This window comes from Streptomyces beihaiensis, assembly GCF_026274175.1.
Classification (GTDB): domain Bacteria; phylum Actinomycetota; class Actinomycetes; order Streptomycetales; family Streptomycetaceae; genus Streptomyces; species Streptomyces beihaiensis.
Genome location: NZ_JAPHNL010000013.1, coordinates 25,345 through 45,927, shown reverse-complemented (window position 1 = coordinate 45,927; position 20,583 = coordinate 25,345). Strand labels below are relative to the sequence as shown.

The following is a 20,583-nucleotide window of genomic DNA, read 5'->3' as shown; positions in this document are numbered from 1 at the left end:
CCGGGCACGAACCGTTCGGGCCCCGCCGCGCGTCCTCGTCGCGGAAAGCGATCGTCCTCCCCCGGGGGTACCCATGTCCGTACGGCGTCGGTTGCGCCTGCCACGTCCGCCGCGCCTGCCCCGCACCCGCAAGGGCCGACGGCAGGCCGTGCAGTGCGTCATGGCGGTCTGCGTGCTCGCGCTGCTGCCAGCGACCTGGCTGTTCCTGACGGCCTCGGGCCGGTTGCGGACCACCGAGGACGCCCCGCGCACCGATGTCGCCGTCGTCTTCGGCGCCGGTCTGTGGGACGGGGAGCCCTCCCCCTACCTGGCCCACCGCCTCGACGCGGCGGCCGCGCTCTACCGCGCCGGACGCGTCCGCGCGCTCCTGGTCACGGGCGACAACAGCCGCGCCGACTACGACGAGCCCGACGCCATGCGCGCCTACCTGACGCGCCACGGCGTCCCGGCCCGGGTCGTCGTGCGCGACTACGCCGGGTTCGACACCTGGGACTCGTGCGTACGGGCCAAGAAGATCTTCGGCGTCGACCGCGCGATCCTGGTCACGCAGGGCTTCCACGTGCGCCGCGCGGTGGCTCTGTGCGAGGCAGCGGGTGTCACCTCGTACGGCGTCGGGGTCGACGAGCCGCACGACGTGACCTGGTACGCGGGCGGCGCGCGGGAGGTGTTCGCGGCCGGGAAGGCGGCGCTGGAGGCCGTGTTCCGGCCCGCGCCGCGTTTCCTCGGCGCACGCGAGCACGGAATCCGCGACGCCTTGCGCGGCGGCGGTCACCCGTGACGGTGACCGTGGCCATGGCCGTGGCCATAGCCGTGGCGGTGGCGGTGGCGGTGGCGGTGGCGGTGACCTCACGGCCGGGCACCGGAGCCTGGGAGGTCCGCGTACCCGGTGCGTAACCGCCTCGCCCACCGCCGCGTAACAACGCGCCCGCACGCTGGCCGGTATGCACACCGCCTCCGCTGCCGCCACCGCCGCACTCCCTCCGACCGCGACCCACTGCCCGTACTGCGCCCTGCAATGCGGCATGCGGCTCACCCCGGTCCTGACGGGCGACGGGGAGGTGGGGGTCGAGGTCACCGGGCGGGCGGAGTTCCCGGTGAACCAGGGGGCGCTGTGCGGCAAGGGACAGAGCGCGGCGACGCTGCTCTCCTCGCGGGTGCGGCTGACCGGACCCCTGGTGCGGGACACCACCACGGGTCGCCTTGAACCGGCCGGTTGGGAGGAGGCCCTGGACGCCGTAGCCACCGGCCTGGCACGCGCGCGTGCCGCGCACGGCACCGACGCGTGCGGCGTCTTCGGCGGGGGCGGCCTGACCAACGAGAAGGCGTACGCGCTCGGCAAGTTCGCCCGGATCGTGCTCGGCACGTCGCAGATCGACTACAACGGCCGGTTCTGCATGGGCTCGGCCGCCGCGGCCGGACAGCGGTCGTTCGGGCTCGACCGGGGGCTGCCGTTCCCGCTGGCGGACGTGGCCCGTACGGACTGCGTCATCCTGGTCGGCTCCAATCTCGCCGAGACGATGCCCCCGGCGCTCCGCTACCTCACCGAGCTCAAGGCGAACGGCGGCAAGCTGATCGTCATCGACCCGCGCCGCACCCGCACGGCCGAACAGGCCGATCTGCATCTGGCGCCGCGCCCCGGCACCGACCTGGCGCTCGCGCTCGGCATGCTGCACCTGGTGGTGGCGCAGGGGCGGGTCGACGAGGCGTACGTACGGGAGCGGACCAGCGGCTGGGAGGAGACGCGGGCCGGGGTGATGGCCCACTGGCCGGAGTACGTGGAGCGGGTCACGGGGGTGCCCGTGCCGCGGCTGCGCGCGGCGGTCGACCTGTTCACGGACGCCGAGCACGCCATGGTCCTCACCGCGCGCGGGCCCGAACAGCAGTCCAAGGGCACGGACACGGTGGGCGCGTGGATCAATCTGGCGCTCGCCACGGGCCGCCCAGGACGCCCCCTCTCCGGCTACGGCTGCCTCACCGGGCAGGGCAACGGCCAGGGCGGCCGCGAGCACGGCCAGAAGGCCGACCAGCTGCCCGGTTACCGCAAACTGACCGACCCGGCGGCACGGGCCCACGTCGCCGGGGTGTGGGGCGTCGACCCGGACTCGCTGCCCGGCCCCGGCCGTTCGGCGTACGAGCTGCTCGACGCGCTGGGCGGGGATGTGCGCGCCCTGCTCCTGATGGGCTCGAACCCGGTGGTGTCGGCGCCGCGCGCCGCGCACGTGGAGGACCGGCTGCGTTCGCTCGACTTCCTGGCCGTCGCGGACGTGGTGCTCTCGGACACGGCGGAACTGGCGGACGTGGTCCTGCCGGTGACGCAGTGGGCCGAGGAGACGGGCACGGTGACCAACCTGGAGGGGCGGGTGCTGCTGCGGCGCCGCGCGATCGACCCTCCGCAGGGTGTGCGCTCCGACCTGGAGGTGCTGCGGGAGCTGACGGCGCGGCTCGCGCCCGACCTGGAGAAGAAGTTCCCGGCCGACCCGGAGGAGGTATTCGACGAACTCCGTCGCGCGTCGGCCGGCGGCCCGGCGGACTACTCCGGCATCTCGTACGGGCGGTTGGCGGCGGAGGACGGGGTGTTCTGGCCGTGCCCGGCGGAGAACACCGTGAGCGGCCACAACACCCAGAACGGCCGGAACACCCAGGACGGCCAGGACGGCCAAGACGGCCAAGACGGCCAGAACGGCCGACGCGGCGAGAACACGGACAGCGTCCTCGACGGGGAGGACTCGGCGCCGGACGCGCCTCCGACGGACGAGCCGTCAGCCGATGCGCCGACGCCGGAGCCGGTGCCGGGTCCAGCGGAAGACGGCCTCGCGGGCACACCCCGCCTCTTCCTCGACCGGTTCGCCACGCCGGACGGGCGGGCCCGTTTCGTGCCGGTGACGCACCGGCCCGCCGCGGAGGAGCCGGACGCCGCGTATCCGGTGCATCTGACGACGGGCCGGGTCGTCGCCCAGTACCAGTCCGGGGCGCAGACGCGGCGGGTGGACGAGCTGAACAAGGCGGCGCCCGGCCCGTTCGTGGAGCTGCACCCGCGGCTGGCCGCGCGGATCGGCGTGGCGGAGGGCGAGGACGTCGCCGTGGTGTCGCGGCGCGGCCGGGCGGTGGCGCCCGCGCGGGTGACGGGAAACATCCGCCCGGACACCGTGTTCATGCCGTTCCACTGGCCGGGTGCGGGCCGCGCCAACGCGCTGACCAATCCGGCGCTCGACCCGACGTCGCGGATGCCGGAGTTCAAGGTGTGCGCGGTGCGGGTGGAGCGGGCGGCGGAGCAGTCGGACTGACCGTCAGGGCGCCCGCTCAGGGGGCCGACTCAGAGGGCCGACTCACCTGTCTCGCCCATGTCGCCCGTGTCGCCCGTCTCCGCCCGCACCCAGTCCGCGTAGGCCGCGCTCCCCCGCACCGGGGTCGCGATGATCTCGGGCGTGTCGTAGTCGTGATGCTCCGTCAACCACGCTTCGAGGTCGGCGTACCGCTCCTGCGTGGTCTTGAGCAGCACCTGCCACTCCTGCGCGGTCTCCACCGCGCCCTTCCAGCGGTACACCGAGGTGACGGGCCCGGAGACCTGCGCACACGCGGCGACCCGGGCCTGGACGGCACCCCGCGCGAGCGTGTCCGCGCGGTCGGGCGTGTCGGTGGTGGTGAGGACGGTGAGGAGGCCGGAGAGGCCCGGCTCGGTCTGCTCGGTCCGGTTTACGTGGTCTGGCTGCGATGGCTGCGATGGCTGCGATGGCTGCTGCACGGTCCCCATTGTGGCTCGGACGGCGGCGCGGGTCACCCGGTCGCAGGTCGGGGCCCGCCCTTCGGACAGTTCCCGCGGGCACGCGGCTGACCTGCTGAAACGCTCCCGTCGATGCGTCAGGAGGGCATGGCGGACAAGGTTTCTGACGCTGTCTCAGCAGGCGTGGCGCGCAGTCTGGTACTTACCTCGACTGTGCAGGGCGCGCCCGACGCCCGCGGAGGAGCATGGACGATGCGACGCACAGGCCGACCGCTGACCGCAGCGGCGTTCGTCATCGCCTTCGCGGGGCTCGCCGCCGGGCCCGCCGACGCCACGCAGGGCGGCCTCGACGTCCGCCCGGCGACCTCCACCCCCGGCTCCACGGTCACCGTGACCACCACCGCGTGCGGGGCGCACGGTTCGGCGGCCGGCGAGACGGGGACGGTCGGGGCGGGCAGGTTCACGCTCACGCCGTACGCGGGCGGACCCGGCGCCTTGGGCCGGTTCGCGGTGCCGGGATCCGCGCAGCCGGGCACGTACGAGATCACCGCGCGCTGCCTCGACGGCACCGAGGTGACCGGCGACCTCATCGTGTCCCCCGCCGCGGCGGCGGGCGCGCCGGGGCCCGCGGGGACGGCCGTACAGGCCGGTCAGCAAGTGAAGACGGGGGTCGGCGGCGGCACGCTCGGCTCCGACCCCGTACGAACCGCGGCGGGCGTGGCGGCTCTGGCCGTCGCCGCCGCGGGCGGTACCTGGCTCCTGCATCGCCGGGCGAGAGGCGATGGGATCTGACGGGCCCTCCGGGCTCCCTCCGCCGTGTGAGAGCCCGTCCGTCCACCGGTACCGCCAGCCCCTCCCCTCCGACCGCAGCCCCTCGCGGACCGGAGGGGAGGGGCTTACGCGATCCGAGCACCTGTGATGTACGTCATGCCGGACCCGCCGACGTCGGCGTCCGGGGCCGTCTGCCTGTTGTCTCGACGGACGCGTGGCGACCCGGCCTCAGCGCCTCAGCCCCGGACCTGGACCTGGACCTGGACCTGGACCGTGCGACCGATCGGGTCGCCGGGCTCCACCCGGTGATCGCAGGTCATCTGGCGGCCGGTCCGGGCCGACACCTTCTGGACCTGGTTGAGGCCGGTGTAGGCGATGTCGTACGTGTCGATGGACGCGGTGGAGGAGGTGTCACCGATCGTGGTCAGTTTGCCGTTCGCGTCATGGTTGTACGTGAGCGACTTCTGCTCGGTGTCGGCGTCGGCGTCGGCCGAGTTGTCCCGGACGAGCCTCACGCCGTCCGGGTCACCTGGGATGTCCGTGCCGTCCGGGCCATCCGTGTTGTCCTGGCCGGCGTCCGCGCCTGGCCGGAACGACTCCGCGTGGACGCGGCGCGCGCCCATCCTGCCCTCACAGCCCGCCGCCCGCCCCGCTGAGCGCACCGTTCCCCCCGGGAAACCGACGGGACGCCACCGGGTAACACCCAGGTCGCAGGCTGCGGGGCATGACCGCAGTTCACCCGCACGACGCCGAGCGCACCGGGCACGCCGAGCGCGTCGTCGTCATCGGCACCGGCCTCGCCGGCACCCGCCTGGCCCAGCGTCTGGGCGGGTGCGGAGAAGACACCGTGCTGATCGGGGAGGAGGCTCACACCCCGTACAACCGGGTGCTGCTCGCCGAGGTCCTGGCCGGGACGTACGGCCCGGACGTGATCGCCCTGCCGGGCACCTCCGGGGCGCGCCTTCGCACTCGTGCCGTGCGGATCGACCGCGGGCGGCGCCTCGTGCAGTGCGAGAACGGTGCCGAGGTCACCTACGACCGGCTCGTCCTGGCCACCGGCTCCAACCCCGTACTGCCGCCGCTGCGCGGCCTGTTCGCGCCGGGGGCGACCGCGCTGCCGGGCGGCGTGTACGCCTTCCGGACCATGGACGACTGCCTCGCACTCGGCAGGGAGATCGAGGCCGCCCCCGGCAGCCGTGCCGTCGTCGTCGGCGGCGGCCTGCTCGGCGTCTCCGCCGCCCGTGCGCTCGCCCGGCGCGGCGCGCAGGTCGTCCTCGTACAGCAGTCCGAACGGCTCATGGAACGGCAGCTCGATCCGCGCTCGTCCGCGCTGGTGCGGCGGCACCTCGAAGCGCTGGGTGTGGAGATCCACACCGAGTGCCGGGTGCGCGGCGTCGGTGTCGTGGAGGGGCGCGTCCGGCGCGTCGAACTGCACGACGGGTACGTGCTCGGCACCGACGTGACCGTTCTGGCGTGCGGCGTCCGGCCGCGCGCCGGGCTCGCGCACGCGGCGGGGCTCGCCGTCCGCAAGGGTGTCGTGGTCGACGACGAGTTGCGCACCTCCGATCCGCGTATCCACGCGGTCGGTGACTGCGCGGAGCACGCCGGGGCCGTCTACGGCCTGGCCACTCCCGCGCTCGAACAGGCCGACGCGCTCGCCGACCTGCTCACCGGTGGGACAACGGCGTACACCGGTACCCGCACCCTGACCCGGCTCACCCTGCCGCACGAGGCCGGTCCGCTGGACCTGGCCGCGTTCGGCGAGACCGAGGCGCTGCCCGGCGACGACGTCGTGCAGCTCACGGACGCCACCCGCGGCACGTACCGCAAGGTCGTGGTCCGCGGCGACCGCCTGGTCGGCGGCGTCCTGGTCGGCGAGCTCGCCGCCGTCGGCGCGCTCGCCCACGCCTGGGAGTCGGACGAATCGCTGCCCGCCGGGGACGACGGCGGCGGCGCGCCACTGCTCCACCTGCTCACTCACGACGGAGGCCTCTGACATGGCGACCGACACCGCACTGCCCGCTCTCGTTCTCGTCGGCCACGGCATGGTCGGCCAGCGCTTCCTCGAAGCCGCCGCCGAGCGCGGGCTCACCGAGTCGCACCGCGTCGTCGTGCTGTGCGAGGAGCCGCGGCCCGCCTACGACCGCGTGCGTCTGACCTCCTACTTCTCGGGGACCACCCCTGAGGAACTGTCCATGACGGACCCGGAGTTCATCGAGAAGCACGGCATCGAGCTGCACGTCGGCGACCCGGCCGTGGCCGTGGACCGCGAGACCCGGACCGTACGCGCCCGCTCGGGGCTGACGCTCACCTACGACACGCTCGTCCTGGCGACCGGCTCCTACCCGTTCGTGCCGCCGGTGCCGGGCAAGGACGCGACCGGCTGCTTCGTGTACCGCACGATCGACGATCTGTACGCGATCGAGGAGTACGCCAAGAACAACGCCTCCGTCGGCGCCGTCGTCGGCGGCGGCCTGCTGGGGCTTGAGGCTGCGGGCGCGCTGCAAGGGCTCGGACTCGCCACGCACATCGTGGAGTTCGCGCCGCGGCTGATGCCCGTGCAGGTCGACGAGGGTGGGGGCGCGGCCCTCCTGAAGACGATCACCGACATGGGGCTCGCCGTGCACACGGGCGTGGGCACGCAGGAGATCGTGACGACGGACGGGTCCGCGAGCGGCGCCGTGCGCGCCATGAAGCTGTCGGACGGCGCCGAACTCGCCACCGATCTGGTCGTCTTCTCGGCGGGTGTACGCCCCCGCGACCAGCTCGGCCGCGACATGGGGCTCAGGGTGGGCGAGCGCGGCGGGATCGCCGTCGACGAGCGGTGCCGCACCAGCGATCCGGCCGTCTTCGCGATCGGCGAGTGCGCGCTCGCCTCGGACGGGCGGGTGTACGGGCTTGTGGCGCCCGGCTACGAGATGGCGCAGACGGCCGCCGCGGCCATCGCCGAGGACGACGCGGCCGACGGCTTCACCGGCGCCGATCTGTCGACCAAGCTGAAGCTGCTGGGTGTGGACGTGGCCTCGTTCGGCGACGCGCACGGCACCACCGAGGGCTGCCTGGACGTCGTCTACTCGGACTCGCGCTCGGGCACGTACAAGAAGCTGGTCATCGGGGGCGCGGGCGAGCTGCTCGGTGGTGTGCTCGTCGGTGACGCGGAGGCGTACGGGACGCTGCGGGCGCTGACCGGTTCGGTGCCGCCGCTCGCGCCCGAACAGCTGGTGCTGCCGGCGGGCGCGGGGGCTCCGGCGCAGCTCGGCCCGGACGCGCTGCCCGGCGACGCGGTCGTCTGCTCGTGCCACAACGTCACCAAGGACGCGATCTGCGAGCACACCTCGCTGCCCGAGGTGAAGAAGTGCACCAAGGCCGGTACCGGATGCGGCAGTTGCGTCAAGGTCATCGAGCAGCTGTTGCCGAAGAGCGGTGACGGCGGGCTGTGCGGCTGTTTCGCCCTGACCCGTCAGGAGCTGTACGAGATCGTGCGGGTCAAGCGGATCACGTCGTTCGGGCGGCTCCTGGACGGGCACGGGCGGGAGACGGCGCGCGGCGGCGAGGGCTGCGAGGTCTGCAAGCCGACCGTCGGCTCCGTCATCGCCTCGCTCGCGCCGTCGATCGGCGCGGACGGGTACGTCCTGGACGGCGAGCAGGCCGCGCTGCAGGACACCAACGACCACTTCCTCGCCAACTTGCAGAAGAACGGCTCGTACTCGGTCGTGCCGCGCGTCCCCGGTGGTGAGATCACGCCGGAGAAGCTCATCGTGATCGGCGAGGTGGCGCGCGACTTCGGGCTCTACACGAAGATCACGGGCGGGCAGAGGATCGATCTGTTCGGGGCTCGCGTCGACCAACTACCGTTGATCTGGGCACGGTTGGTGGACGCTGGGTTCGAGTCCGGGCACGCGTACGGCAAGGCCCTGCGGACCGTGAAGTCGTGCGTGGGCCAGACCTGGTGCCGCTACGGCGTCCAGGACTCGGTCCGCATGGCGATCGACCTGGAGCTGCGCTACCGGGGTCTGCGCGCCCCGCACAAGCTGAAGTCCGCGGTCTCCGGGTGCGCCCGCGAGTGCGCGGAGGCCCAGTCGAAGGACTTCGGCGTGATCGCCACCGCCCAAGGATGGAACCTGTACGTGGGCGGGAACGGCGGGATGACGCCTCGTCACGCTGACTTGCTGGCGCAGGACTTGAGCGACGCGGAACTGGTCCGGCTCATCGACCGGTTCCTGATGTTCTACATCCGTACCGCCGACCGCCTGGAGCGCACGGCGGCCTGGCTGGAGCGGATCGAGGGCGGGCTCGACCACGTGCGGGACGTCGTCGTGCACGACTCGCTCGGTATCTGCGACGAGTTGGAGGCGCTGATGCGCGAGCACGTCGCGCACTACAGCGACGAGTGGGCCGAGACCATCAACGACCCCGAGCGCCTCGCCCGGTTCGTCTCCTTCGTCAACGCCCCCGACATCCCCGACCCCACGGTGCGCTTCGCTCCGGAGCGCGACCAGATCAAGCCCGCGCCGCCCGAGCCGTCCGAGTCGCCGCTGATCGAACTGGAAGGACTCTCCGTACGATGACCACCACCACGCTCGCCCCCACGACCGAAGGCACCGCTTCCGCCACCGCGGCCTCCGCCACCGCCACCGCCACCGCCACCGTGCAACTCGCCGTCGGGGGCGACTGGCTGGACGTCTGCCCGCTGAGCGTCCTCATCCCCGGGCGCGGCGTCGCGGCGCTGCTGCCCGACGGGCGGCAGGCGGCCGTCTTCCGCGACCGCGCGGGCCGCCTCTACGCGGTCGACAACACGGACCCGTTCACCGGCGCCAGCGTGCTCTCGCGCGGCCTGTTCGGCTCGGACCAGGGCCGTCCGTTCGTGGCGTCGCCGCTGCTGAAGCAGCGGTTCGACCTGGAGACGGGGCGGTGCCTCGACGAGGACGGGGTGGCCGTGGCGGCGTTCGAGGTGCGGGCCGCGTAGCCGTACAGGCGGAAGGCGGGCGTGCGGGGCTGTCGGCTCCGCTCGCCCCTCCGGCCACGACGACGATGACATGACTCACAGGTGAAACACAGCGATAGGGGGCAACTGTCCGGTTTTGCTCATGTTTCCCGGTGGTACGTGTCCCGCCCCGGTCGGTGCGGGGCCGCTCAGCGCCCGCTCGGAGCCTTGGCCCCGCCCTACGATCTACGGGTCGCAGTCGCGAACGTTTTCCTCTGACCAAGGAACAAGGTTTTTCCGTGCAGATCCGCCATGTCCTCGCGACGGCCGCCGTGGCCGCCGTCACCGCGCCCGTCGCGCTCTTCTCCGTATCGCCCGCTCACGCCGACGCCGCGCCGTCGTCGTCGACGACCGAGACGACGGCCGCGTCGTCCATGGCCCGCCTGGAGAAGGCGGCGCGGGACGCGCAACAGGCGTACGACGCCGCTGTGGCACACAAGCGGCAGCTGATCGGCCTGCTCAGTGACCCGCCCGCCGACCTGCCCGCCAAGGTCGCCCGGGACAAGGCGAAGAAGGCGGCGGACGACGCGGCGGCCGCCAAGCGGACGGCCGACGCCCGCGCGGCCGAGGTCGAGAAGACGGTCGGTGCGATTCTCGACGACCCGGCCTCCACCGACGACGAACGGGTCGCCGGGCTCCGGACCCTGCACACCGCCCGGACCGAGGCCGCGACCGCGGGGGCGGCCAAGGACGCGGCCGACGCCGCGCTGAAGAAGGCCGCGTCCGCGTTCGCCGACTGGGAGGTCGACATCAGCCGGCAGGTCGGCGCGGCCCAGAAGGCGATCGACAAGGCCCTCACCGAGAAGCGCGCCGCCGACAAGGCACTCGCCGCCGCGAAGGCCGGGCAGGACGACCCCGCCAAGGGCGGGGACGACGGCAAGAGTGACCACGACCCGGTGTGCGACGCGTCCTCGAAGCTCACCGCGACCGTGCCCGGCCTGCCCGGCAGCGTCACCGCCGGTTCCACCGTCGACTTCACGCTGCGACTGACCAACGGCACGGGCAGGGCCCTGGACGAACTGCGGGCGTTCGTGGCCGTCCGCGCGACGGACACGTCCCGCACCGAGGACGTCTCCGGCAAGCTGCACCTGCGCGCGAAGCGCGGCGGCGCGTGGCAGCCCGTCCGGGCGGCCGAGTACGCGGGCTCGTTCAAGAACGTGAAGCCGGGAACCCACGTCGACCTGCCGCTGCGCCTCACGGTGGACGCGTCGGCCCCGGCCGGTGAGGGCGTCAGCTTCGTCGCGGGCGACTCCTACGGCCGTGACGGCTCGTGCGGCGGCAGCGAGGGCCTGGCCGCCTACTCGTTCCGGATCCTGCCGTCCGGCGCCACGGCCCCGTCCGGGGCGGCCAAGCCGGTCGCGCCCGCCGACAAGCCGGTGCCGCAGGGCGCCACGTCCGCCACTCCTGTGGCCTCCGGCACGCTGGCGGACACCGGTTCCTCGTCCGCGCTGCCGCGGATCGGGCTGAGCGGTGGCGCGGCGGTCGCGCTCGGCGCGGGTGCCGTGTACGTGGTGCGGCGGCGGCGCAGCACCGAGGACGTGACCCGGCCGTAGGACCGGCCGCGAGGAAGACGCCGAGAAGGCGGCACCCCCCGCACAGGGGTGCCGCCTTCTCGTGGTTCCGGAGCCGCCGCGGATCGGTGAGGGTCGGGGACCCACGGCGGCTCCGGAGTCTGTGTGGCGTCAGCGGTGGTCGCTGCCCGACGCCTTCGACGCGGACGCCGCACGGCCCGCCTCCAGGCGCGCGACCGGGATGCGGAACGGGGAGCAGGAGACGTAGTCGAGTCCGGCCTCGTGGAAGAAGTGGACCGACTCCGGGTCGCCGCCGTGCTCACCGCAGACGCCGAGCTTGAGGTCGGGGCGCGTGGCGCGGCCCGCCGCGGCGGCGGACTTCACGAGCGAGCCGACACCGTCCTTGTCGATCGTCTCGAACGGGGAGACGCCGAAGATGCCCTTCTCCAGGTACGCGGTGAAGAAGCTGGCCTCCACGTCGTCCCGGCTGAAGCCCCACACCGTCTGCGTCAGGTCGTTCGTGCCGAAGGAGAAGAACTCCGCCGCCTCCGCGATCTGACCGGCGGTCAGGGCGGCGCGCGGCAGCTCGATCATCGTGCCGATGGCGAGCTTGAGGTGGGTGCCGGTGCGCGCCTCGATCTCGGCGATGATCTGGTCGGCCTCCTCGCGGACGATCTCCAGCTCCTGGACGGTGCCGACGAGCGGAATCATGATCTCGGCGCGCGGGTCGCCCTTGGCGTTCTTGCGCTCGGCGGCGGCCTCCGCGATGGCCCGTACCTGCATGGCGAACAGGCCGGGGATGGCGAGGCCCAGGCGGACGCCGCGCAGGCCGAGCATCGGGTTCTGCTCGTGCAGGCGGTGCACGGCCTGGAGCAGGCGCAGGTCGTTCTCGTTGGCGTCCTCGCGGGCCTCGGCGAGCGCGACGCGCACCGACAGCTCGGTGATGTCGGGCAGGAACTCGTGCAGCGGCGGGTCGAGGAGCCGGATGGTGACGGGCAGGCCGTCCATCGCCTCGAACAGCTCGACGAAGTCCTGCTTCTGCAGCGGCAGGAGCGAGGTGAGGGACTCCTCGCGCTCGGCGTCGGTGTCGGCGAGGATCAGCCGCTCGACCATCTCGCGCCGGTCGCCGAGGAACATGTGCTCGGTGCGGCACAGGCCGATGCCCTGGGCGCCGAACCGGCGGGCGCGCAGCGCGTCCTCGGCGTTGTCGGCGTTGGCGCGTACGCGCAGGCGGCGTACGCGGTCCGCGTAGGCCATGACGCGGTGGACGGCGGCGACCAGCTCGTCGGCGTCGTCGGCGCCCGCGTGCATGCGGCCCTCGAAGTACTCGACGACCGGGGACGGGACGACGGGCACCTCGCCGAGGTAGACCTTGCCGGAGGAGCCGTCGATGGAGACGACGTCGCCCTCCTCGACGACCACGTCACCGGCGGTGAGGCGGCGGCGCTTGGTGTCGACGACGAGGTCCTCGGCGCCGCAGACACAGGTCTTGCCCATGCCGCGGGCGACGACGGCGGCGTGCGAGGTCTTGCCGCCGCGGCTGGTGAGGATGCCCTCGGCGGCGATCATGCCGTCGAGGTCGTCGGGGTTGGTCTCGCGGCGGATGAGGATGACCTTCTCGCCGGAGCGCGACCACTTGATGGCGGTGTACGAGTCGAAGACCGCCTTGCCGACCGCGGCACCGGGTGACGCGGCGATACCCCGGCCGAGCAGCTCGGTTTTCGCCTCGTCGTCGAAGCGCGGGAACATCAGCTGGGCGAGCTGGGCGCCGGTGACGCGCTGGAGCGCCTCGGCCTCGTCGATCAGGCCCTGGTCGACGAGCTGTGTGGCGATGCGGAAGGCGGCACCGGCGGTGCGCTTGCCGACCCGCGTCTGGAGCATCCACAGCTGGCCGCGCTCGATGGTGAACTCGATGTCACAGAGGTCCTTGTAGTGGTTCTCAAGGGTCTCCATGATCTGCATGAGCTGGTCGTACGAGTTCTTGTCGATCTGCTCAAGCTCCGCGAGCGGGACCGTGTTGCGGATGCCCGCGACGACGTCCTCGCCCTGCGCGTTCTGCAGGTAGTCGCCGTAGACGCCCTGGTGTCCGCTGGCCGGGTCGCGGGTGAAGGCTACGCCGGTGCCGGAGTCGGGGCCGAGGTTGCCGAAGACCATCGAGCAGATGTTGACGGCGGTGCCGAGGTCGTGCGGGATGCGCTCCTGGCGGCGGTACAGCTTGGCGCGGTCGCCGTTCCACGAGTCGAAGACCGCCCTTATGGCGAGGTCCATCTGCTCGCGCGGGTCCTGCGGGAAGTCGCGCCCGGCCTCGGTCTTGACGATCTTCTTGAAGCGGGTGACGAGCTTCTTGAGGTCGGCGGCGTCCAGGTCGGTGTCGACCGCGACCTTCTTGGCGGCCTTGGCCTTCTCCAGGGCGTCCTCGAAGAGGTCTCCGTCGACGCCGAGGACGGTCTTGCCGAACATCTGGATGAGGCGCCGGTACGAGTCCCAGGCGAAGCGCTCGTCGCCGGCCTGGTCGGCCAGGCCCTTCACCGACTTGTCGGACAGGCCGATGTTGAGGACGGTGTCCATCATGCCCGGCATGGAGAACTTGGCGCCCGAACGCACCGACACCAGAAGGGGGTTGTCGGGCTGGCCGAGCTTCTTGCCCATCTTCTGCTCAAGGGCTTCGAGGTGGGCCGTCACCTCGTCACGGAGTGCCACCGGCTCGTCGCCGCTGTCGAGGTAGACCTTGCATGCCTCGGTGGTGATGGTGAAGCCCGGAGGGACGGGGAGACCCAGGTTGGTCATCTCGGCGAGGTTGGCCCCCTTGCCGCCGAGGAGGTCCTTGAGGTCCTTGTTTCCCTCGGTGAAGTCGTAAACGAACTTCGCGCCCTGATTGGCTACCTGAGGATCTTTGTTTTCCGACACGGGTCTCGACTCCTCGAGGCTCGGTGGCTGCCCTGACGGCGAGGAACATACCCAGATCCAAGGCATCTGGGTACGTCCACTCAGCGGTCATGCGGCCTTAACCACCCGTCCGCCAGGAGATCCAAAGTGACTCGCGAGTAAAGCCGTCCGCAAAGATGACTTCACTTCTTGAAGACGCAACCCCCGTAGAGCCCGATTATCGCTCACATGAGCACACTCACGGCTCACTTGCGTTCACTTCACAAATGATCGCGCAAAGGCACTCAGTGCCACGACTTGGAGAAGTGCAGTCACCGATTTTGCGCTCATCTGAGCGCAACCCCTATCAAGGGTGGCGAGAATCACGCCTTCCCGCACCGCCATCGGACGGACCGGTGTCAGCATGCGGACGCCTCAGACGCCCAGCTCCGCGAGCCGTTCCTCCGCCCGCGCGGGCGCGTACAGCTCCTCGACCACCAGCGCTCCCGCCCCGGCCAGCGCCGCCCGCTCACCGAGCCGCGACGCCACCACCTCCAGGTGCGCGGTCGAGCGAGGCAGCGCCCGCTGGTACAGCAACTCCCGTACGCCTGTCAGGAAGGGCGTTCCGGCCAAATCCCCGGAGATCATGAGGACGCCCGGGTTGAGCAGCGTCACGACCGTGGCGAGCACCTCGCCCACGCCGCGCCCCGCCTCGCGCGCCAGGCGCACGGCCTCCGGATGGCCCGCCGCGAGCAACTCCCGCACATCCGACCCGGAGGCCGCGGGCACCCCCGCCTCGGTCAGCCGCCGCGCCACGGCCCGGCCGCTGGCGACGGCGGCCAGGCAGCCGTACGAGCCGCAGCGGCACCGCGCGTCCTCTCCTCCCGGCACCCGTATGTGCCCGATGTCGCCCGCCCCGCCGTCGACGCCCCGGTAGATCGCGCCGTCCACGACGACGCCCGCGCCGATCCCCGTGGAGACCTTGACCAGGACGAAGGCCGCACAGTGCGGGTGGGCCGCGCGCTGCTCCCCGTAGGCCATGAGGTTGGCGTCGTTGTCGACCAGTACGGGGACGGCGGGACCGGTCGCCGCGTGCTCGGCGGCGGCGCGGGCGAGGCGGCCCCTTATGTCGTAGCCGTCCCAGCCCGGCATGATCGGGGGCTGCACGACACGGCCGGTGGCGGTGTCGACCGGGCCGGGCACCGCCAGCCCGATCCCGCACACCTCGGCGGCGGCCCGGCCGGTCTCCTTGAGCAGATCGCCGAACCAGACGCCGAGCCGGTCGAGCACCGCCTCCGGCCCGTCCCCGACGGTCAGCGCGTCCGTGTGCTCGGCGAGCACCTCGCCCGACAGAGTGAGCACGGCGGCGCGGGCGTGCCGGGTGTCGAGGACGGCGGCGAGCACCAGCGCGTGCCCGTCGTCGAACTCCAGGCGCACGGACGGACGGCCGCCGAGCCGCGAGCTGACCGGGCCCGCCGCGCCCTCGCGCAACCAGCCCGCGCGGAACAGCCGGTCCAGGCGCTGCCCGACCGTCGCCCGCGAGAGCCCCGTGACGTCCTGGAGCGCTCCCCGCGTGGTGGCCTTGCCGCTGCGGACCAGTTGCAGCAGCTCTCCGGCGCTCGCCAGGTTCCCCGCCATGGCCGAACTCCCCTGCGTTCGTCTCTGCCTGCATCTCTGCCTGCATCTTTGCCCATGTCTTTGCCTGTGTCTTGCGCCCGTCAACTAGGCGTTACATTCTAGGTTTTGCGTGTTAAGTAGGCGTAACTCTAAGCTTCGGTGCGCGTAACCGGCGTCCCTCGGGAGAGCTTGTGGAGCACACGACCGAGCACGGCTCCTTGGGGGAGCGCGCCGCCCGGGTCCTGGACCGGAACTGGACGGGCACGTCCACGGTGCCCTCACGCACCTTGTACCCGCACCAGTGGTCGTGGGACTCGGCGTTCATCGCGATCGGCCTTCGGCACGTCGCGCCGCTGCGCGCCCAGACCGAACTGGAGACGCTTCTCGCCGCCCAGTGGGGCGACGGCCGCGTCCCGCACATCGTCTTCAACCCCGCCGTCCCTTCCGACGCGTACTTCCCCGGCCCCGCCTTCTGGCGCTCGGCCACGGCGGGCCGGGGCGCCGGCGCCCCGGCGGGCGTGCAGACCTCCGGGATCGTGCAACCGCCGGTGCACGCGCTCGCCGCGTGGCTGGTGCATCGGGCGGACCCCCGGCTCTCCCGCGCACGGGGGTTCCTCTCCCGGGTCTACCCGGCGCTCGCCGCCTGGCACCGGTATCTGCTGCACCGCCGCGACCTCGGCGGCGGCGGGCTCGTCTCGGTGGTGCATCCGTGGGAACAGGGGATGGACAACAGCCCGTGCTGGGACGCGCCGCTGGCCCGCGTCTCCCCCGCCCCGGCCCGAGCCTTCCGCCGCCGCGACCTGGAACACGGCGCGGCGGGCGACCGGCCGACGGACCTGGACTACGGGCGGTACGTGCGCCTCGCGGCGGACTACCGGGACGGCGGGTACGCGGACGGGCCGTGCGGGCGGCGGGAGTTCGCCGTCGAGGATCCGTCCTTCAACGCGCTGCTCGCCGCGTCCGAGCACGCTCTCGCCCACATCGCGCGCGAGCTCGGCGCGGCGGGAACGGCCCGGCACGCGCGTGCGGAGCGGCTGACGGCGGCGCTGGTGGAACGGCTGTGGGACCCGGAGGCCGAGATGTTCTTCTGCCGGGATCTGCGGGCGTCGGACTCGCTTGATCCGCGGGGTCCCGACGGCTCCCGCGCCCTCGTCACGGAGTACGGCGTCTCGGGGCTGATCCCGCTGATCCTCCCGGCGCTGCCGCGCGAGGTCGCCGCCGCGCTCGTCCGTACCGCTCGCGGCCCGCGCTTCGGCCTCGGCGGCGGGGTGCGGCTCGCGCCCAGTTACGACCTGCGCGGCCCGGCCTTCGACCCGCACCGCTACTGGCGCGGCCCGGCCTGGTTCAACACCAACTGGCTGCTCGAACGCGGCCTGCGGCTGCACGGCGAGCGCGCACAGGCGGCGCGGCTGCGTGCCGCGTTGCTCGACGTGGCCGCCGCGACGGACTTCGCGGAGTACGTGGACCCGTACACCGGCGAGGGCTGTGGCGCGCGCGGTTTCGGCTGGACGGCCGCGCTCACCCTCGACCTGCTGGACCCCGCGGGCCCGCAGGCCGGCGCGCCGCCCCGAGACGACACGGAACACGAGACGGAAGAGACGGGAGCAGGGGCCCGATGACGACCGAAGCACGCGTGTACGCCCAGCCGAACGGACCCGGACAGACACCCCGGCAGACGCCCGGACAAGCACACGGACAGCCGCACGGACAGGCGCACAGCCACGCGTACGGGTACGGCCACGGGTACGGGTACGTGCAGGGGCACGGGCAGGGACACGGACACGGGCGGCGGCTCCTGGTACGGGGCGGCACGTTCGTCTCGACGGACCCGTCCGGCGCGCTGACCGCCGTGCGCGGCGGCGCCTCGCCCGACGGCCTGTTCGTACGCGACGCCCGGCACCTGTCGCGCTGGCAGCTGACCGTCGACGGGGCCGCGCCGGAGGTGCTCACCCCGCAGGCCGTCGAGGACGAGGGCGTGGCCCGCTGCGTGCTGGTGCCGCGCGGCGGGCGCCAGGAGCCGCCCGCGTACACGCTCTTCCGTGAACAGGCCGTCGGGGACGGGTCGTTCGTCGAGGAGCTGCGCGTCGCCTCCAACCACTCGGTGCCCACGACGGTGCTGCTCGCGCTGACCGTCGACGCCGACTTCGCCGATCAGTTCGAGCTGCGTGACGACCACCGAACGTACGCGAAACCGGGTGCGGTGCGCGGGCGTGAAGTCCTAGACGACGGCGTGGAGTTCACCTACCGGCGCGGCGACTGGCGGGCCGCGACGACCGTCACCGCGGAGCCCGCGCCCGACGCCGTCGAGGAGACCGGAACCGGCGCCCGCCGCCTGGTGTGGACGCTCGACGTACCGGCGCACGGCCACACCGGGCTGACGCTGCGGGTGGCCGCCCGCCCGCACGGCGTCCGGGCGGTGCGGATTCCCGCGAGCCCGGCCGCCGCGTCGGCCGAGATCGCCGCGCGGGTACGGGAGTTCGTGGCCGACGTCGAGCTGCCCGACACGTGGCCCGAGCTCACGGCGGCCTGCGCGCAGGGCCTCGCGGACCTGGCGGCGCTCCGGGTGCCCGCGGCGGGCCCGGACGGTGAGCGCCACCTGGTTCCGGCGGCGGGCGTCCCGTGGTTCCTCACGCTGCTCGGCCGCGACGCGCTGCTCACCTCGTTGTTCGCCCTGCCGTACCGTCCCGAGCTGGCCGCCGCGACGCTGCCGGTGCTCGCCGCGACGCAGGCGACCGAGGCGACGGACGAGCCCGTCGCGCAGCCCGGCAAGATCGTGCACGAGGTGCGCCACGGCGAGCTGGCGCACTTCGGGCAGGTGCCGTACGGGCGTTACTACGGTTCGGTCGACGCGACCCCGCTCTTCCTGGTGCTGCTCGGCGCGTACACCGAGCAGACCGGTGACCTGTCACTGGCCCGGCGTCTTGAGCCGCACGCGCGGGCCGCGGTCGGCTGGATGCTCGACCACGGCGGTCTGACCTCGCGCGGCTATCTCGTCTACCGCGCCGACCGCGGCGGCCTGGCCAATCAGAACTGGAAGGACTCCCCCGGCGCGATCTGCGGCGCGGACGGCGGCCGTCCGACCGGCCCGGTGATGGCGGCGGGCGCGCAGGGCTACGCGTACGACGCGCTGGTGCGCACCGCGGGGCTCGCGCGCGCCGTGTGGGGCGACGAGGTCCACGCGGCGCTCCTGGAGCAGACCGCGGCGGATCTGCGGGACCGGTTCCAGCGGGACTTCTGGATGCCGGAGCAGGAGTTCGTGGCCCTGGCGCTCGACGGCGAGGGCCGGCACGTGGACGCGCTCGCCTCCGACGCCGGGCATCTGCTGTGGTCGGGGCTGCTCGACAAGGAGCACGGAGAGGCGGTGGGCCGCAGGCTCCTCGCGCCGGACTTCTTCTCGGGGTGGGGCGTACGGACCGTCGCGGCCGGGCAGGCCGCGTATCACCCGCTGTCGTATCACCGGGGGTCGGTGTGGCCGCACGACAACGCGCTGATCGTGAGCGGGCTCGCGCGCTACGGACTGCGCGACGAGGCGAGGGTTGTGGCGCGGGGTGTGGTGGCGGCATCCGTCGCCTGCGGCGGACGGCTGCCGGAGGTTCTGGCCGGGTACGAACGTTCCGCCTACCCGGTGCCGGTGCCGCATCCGTACGCGTGTGCGCGGGAGTCGCGGTCGGCCGCGGCGCCGTTGGCGTTGCTGAGCGCCGTGGGTGGTTGAGCGATCGGGTCGGCCGCCGCGCCGTCGTGGCGTGCTCGGGCCCACACGGCGGAGCCGCATATCGGCGCGGCCCCCCGCCCCTCAGGGTGGCGGGGAACCGCGCGACCGGCCACGACCACCGCCGCACCCGGCAGCGAAACACTCCCGGGCGGGCGGCCTCCCCTCACCCCCCGGACGAGTCCAGCTCCGCGTCCGACGACACCCCGGCGCAGTCGTACGGGTCCCGGAGCCACCCGTCCGGCAGCACCACCCGATTGTTGCCGGAGGTCCGCCCGCGCGGGCCGTCCGCCGCGCCGTCGGGCCAGGGCTGGTCGAGGTCCAGCTCGTCGAGGCCGGAACGGAGTTCGGCCAACGACGACGTGACAGCCAGCCGCTTGCGCATCTCCGAGCCGACCGAGAACCCCTTCAGGTACCAGGCGACGTGCTTGCGGAAGTCGACGACGCCGCGCGACTCGCCCTCCCGTCCCCCACCATCGCCCTCGGCGGAGGCCCCGTGGGCCGCCCCTCCGCTCTCCAGCCACTCGTCGAGCAGCGTCGCATGCCGCACCATCGCGTCGGCCACCACCCGCAGCGTGGGCCGCATCCGCTCCTCGCGGCCCTCGAACGCGGCGACGAGGTCGGCGAAGAGCCACGGGCGGCCCAGGCAGCCGCGGCCGACGACCACCCCGTCGCACCCGGTCTCGCGGACCATGCGCAGGGCGTCGTCCGCCGACCAGATGTCGCCGTTGCCGAGGACCGGGATCTCCGGGACGTGTTCCTTCAGGCGAGCGATGGAGTCCCAGTCGGCCGTGCCGCCGTAGTGCTGGGCCGCGGTACGGCCGTGCAGCGCGATCGCCGTGACGCCTTCCTCCACCGCGATGCGGCCCGCGTCGAGGTACGTGATGTGGTCGTCGTCGATGCCCTTGCGCATCTTCATCGTGACCGGCAGGTCACCCGCCCCTGACACGGCTTCGCGCAGGATCGCGCGCAGCAGGTTCCGCTTGTAGGGGAGGGCGGAGCCGCCGCCCTTCCTGGTCACCTTGGGGACCGGGCAGCCGAAGTTCAGGTCGATGTGGTCGGCGAGGTCCTCCTCCGCGATCATGCGGACGGCCTTGCCGACGGTGGCCGGGTCGACCCCGTACAGCTGGATGGAGCGCGGCTTCTCCGACGCGTCGAAACGGATGAGCCGCATGGTCTTCTCGTTGCGCTCGACCAGGGCGCGGGTGGTGATCATCTCGCTGACGAAGAGTCCCTTGCCGCCGCTGAACTCCCGGCACAGCGTCCGGAACGGCGCGTTGGTGATCCCGGCCATGGGGGCGAGGACGACCGGCGGCCGCACCTGGTGGGGGCCGATGGTCAGGGCGGAAACGGACATCGCGGGGCTCTCCGGAGCGTACGGGGCAGGGGGCAAGGTTCCATTGTG

Annotated in this window: 14 protein-coding genes; 9 read left to right on the top strand and 5 right to left on the bottom strand. The window is 73.0% G+C overall.

The features are described from left to right. Window positions 1–73: 73 nt before the first annotated feature. Both OFY01_RS02465 and OFY01_RS02460 read left to right on the top strand, forming a co-directional pair. Window positions 74–778 (top strand): SanA/YdcF family protein, encoded by a 705-nt coding sequence (locus OFY01_RS02465; protein WP_266595845.1) that lies wholly within the window; start codon window positions 74–76, stop codon window positions 776–778. 163 nt (window positions 779–941) lie between these two features. Next, entirely contained in the window at window positions 942–3,284 is a 2,343-nt protein-coding gene (locus OFY01_RS02460; RefSeq protein WP_266595844.1) for a molybdopterin oxidoreductase family protein, read from the top strand. 29 nt (window positions 3,285–3,313) lie between these two features. On the opposite strand, the gene cutA is transcribed toward OFY01_RS02460, so the two are convergent. After that, a complete protein-coding gene (cutA, locus tag OFY01_RS02455; RefSeq protein WP_266595843.1) occupies window positions 3,314–3,751 on the bottom strand; it encodes a divalent-cation tolerance protein CutA in 438 nt (145 codons plus the stop codon). Window positions 3,752–3,973: 222 nt separating this feature from the next. On the opposite strand from cutA, the gene OFY01_RS02450 reads away from it, so the two are divergent. Beyond that, window positions 3,974–4,513, top strand: a complete 540-nt coding sequence (locus OFY01_RS02450) for a hypothetical protein (RefSeq protein WP_266595841.1) — start codon at window positions 3,974–3,976, stop codon at window positions 4,511–4,513. A gap of 215 nt (window positions 4,514–4,728) precedes the next feature. Here OFY01_RS02450 and OFY01_RS02445 read toward each other — a convergent pair whose 3' ends face one another. After that, window positions 4,729–5,115 carry a hypothetical protein gene (locus OFY01_RS02445; RefSeq protein WP_266595839.1) on the bottom strand — a complete coding sequence of 129 codons (387 nt, stop codon included), beginning with the start codon at window positions 5,113–5,115 and terminating at the stop codon, window positions 4,729–4,731. Between the two features lie 101 nt (window positions 5,116–5,216). On the opposite strand from OFY01_RS02445, the gene OFY01_RS02440 reads away from it, so the two are divergent. The 4 genes from OFY01_RS02440 to OFY01_RS02425 all read left to right on the top strand — a co-directional run bounded on the left by OFY01_RS02440 (window position 5,217) and on the right by OFY01_RS02425 (window position 11,029). Then, window positions 5,217–6,488: an NAD(P)/FAD-dependent oxidoreductase gene (locus OFY01_RS02440; RefSeq protein ID WP_266595837.1), complete on the top strand. Its 1,272-nt coding sequence runs from the start codon at window positions 5,217–5,219 to the stop codon at window positions 6,486–6,488. Between the two features lies 1 nt (window position 6,489). After that, a complete protein-coding gene (nirB, locus tag OFY01_RS02435) occupies window positions 6,490–9,060 on the top strand; it encodes a nitrite reductase large subunit NirB (RefSeq protein ID WP_266595835.1) in 2,571 nt (856 codons plus the stop codon). Then, complete coding sequence (nirD, locus tag OFY01_RS02430) at window positions 9,057–9,458, top strand: nitrite reductase small subunit NirD (RefSeq protein WP_266595833.1); 402 nt, start codon at window positions 9,057–9,059, stop codon at window positions 9,456–9,458. The genes nirB and nirD overlap by 4 nt, the downstream gene beginning before the upstream one ends. A 257-nt stretch (window positions 9,459–9,715) precedes the next feature. Further along, complete coding sequence (locus tag OFY01_RS02425; RefSeq protein WP_266595832.1) at window positions 9,716–11,029, top strand: ML domain-containing protein; 1,314 nt, start codon at window positions 9,716–9,718, stop codon at window positions 11,027–11,029. Between the two features lie 129 nt (window positions 11,030–11,158). Here the strand turns inward: OFY01_RS02425 and ppdK are convergent, their stop codons facing one another. Together ppdK and OFY01_RS02415 are read right to left on the bottom strand one after the other, a co-directional pair. Next, on the bottom strand, window positions 11,159–13,894 hold the full coding sequence (gene ppdK, locus OFY01_RS02420; protein WP_266595831.1) for a pyruvate, phosphate dikinase: 2,736 nt from the start codon (window positions 13,892–13,894) through the stop codon (window positions 11,159–11,161). Between the two features lie 393 nt (window positions 13,895–14,287). Beyond that, the gene (locus tag OFY01_RS02415) at window positions 14,288–15,490 is read right to left on the bottom strand and encodes an ROK family protein (RefSeq protein ID WP_266595830.1); all 1,203 of its coding nucleotides are present in this window, start codon (window positions 15,488–15,490) and stop codon (window positions 14,288–14,290) included. 170 nt (window positions 15,491–15,660) lie between these two features. Here OFY01_RS02415 and OFY01_RS02410 point away from each other — a divergent pair, with 170 nt between their 5' ends. Next, entirely contained in the window at window positions 15,661–17,088 is a 1,428-nt protein-coding gene (locus tag OFY01_RS02410) for an MGH1-like glycoside hydrolase domain-containing protein (RefSeq protein ID WP_266595829.1), read from the top strand. Further along, the gene (locus OFY01_RS02405; RefSeq protein ID WP_266595827.1) at window positions 17,085–19,181 is read left to right on the top strand and encodes an amylo-alpha-1,6-glucosidase; all 2,097 of its coding nucleotides are present in this window, start codon (window positions 17,085–17,087) and stop codon (window positions 19,179–19,181) included. Before OFY01_RS02410 ends, OFY01_RS02405 begins: the two co-directional genes overlap by 4 nt. 163 nt (window positions 19,182–19,344) lie before the next feature. Here OFY01_RS02405 and dusB read toward each other — a convergent pair whose 3' ends face one another. Then, window positions 19,345–20,535 carry a tRNA dihydrouridine synthase DusB gene (gene dusB, locus OFY01_RS02400; RefSeq protein ID WP_266595825.1) on the bottom strand — a complete coding sequence of 397 codons (1,191 nt, stop codon included), beginning with the start codon at window positions 20,533–20,535 and terminating at the stop codon, window positions 19,345–19,347. Window positions 20,536–20,583 lie beyond the last annotated feature (48 nt).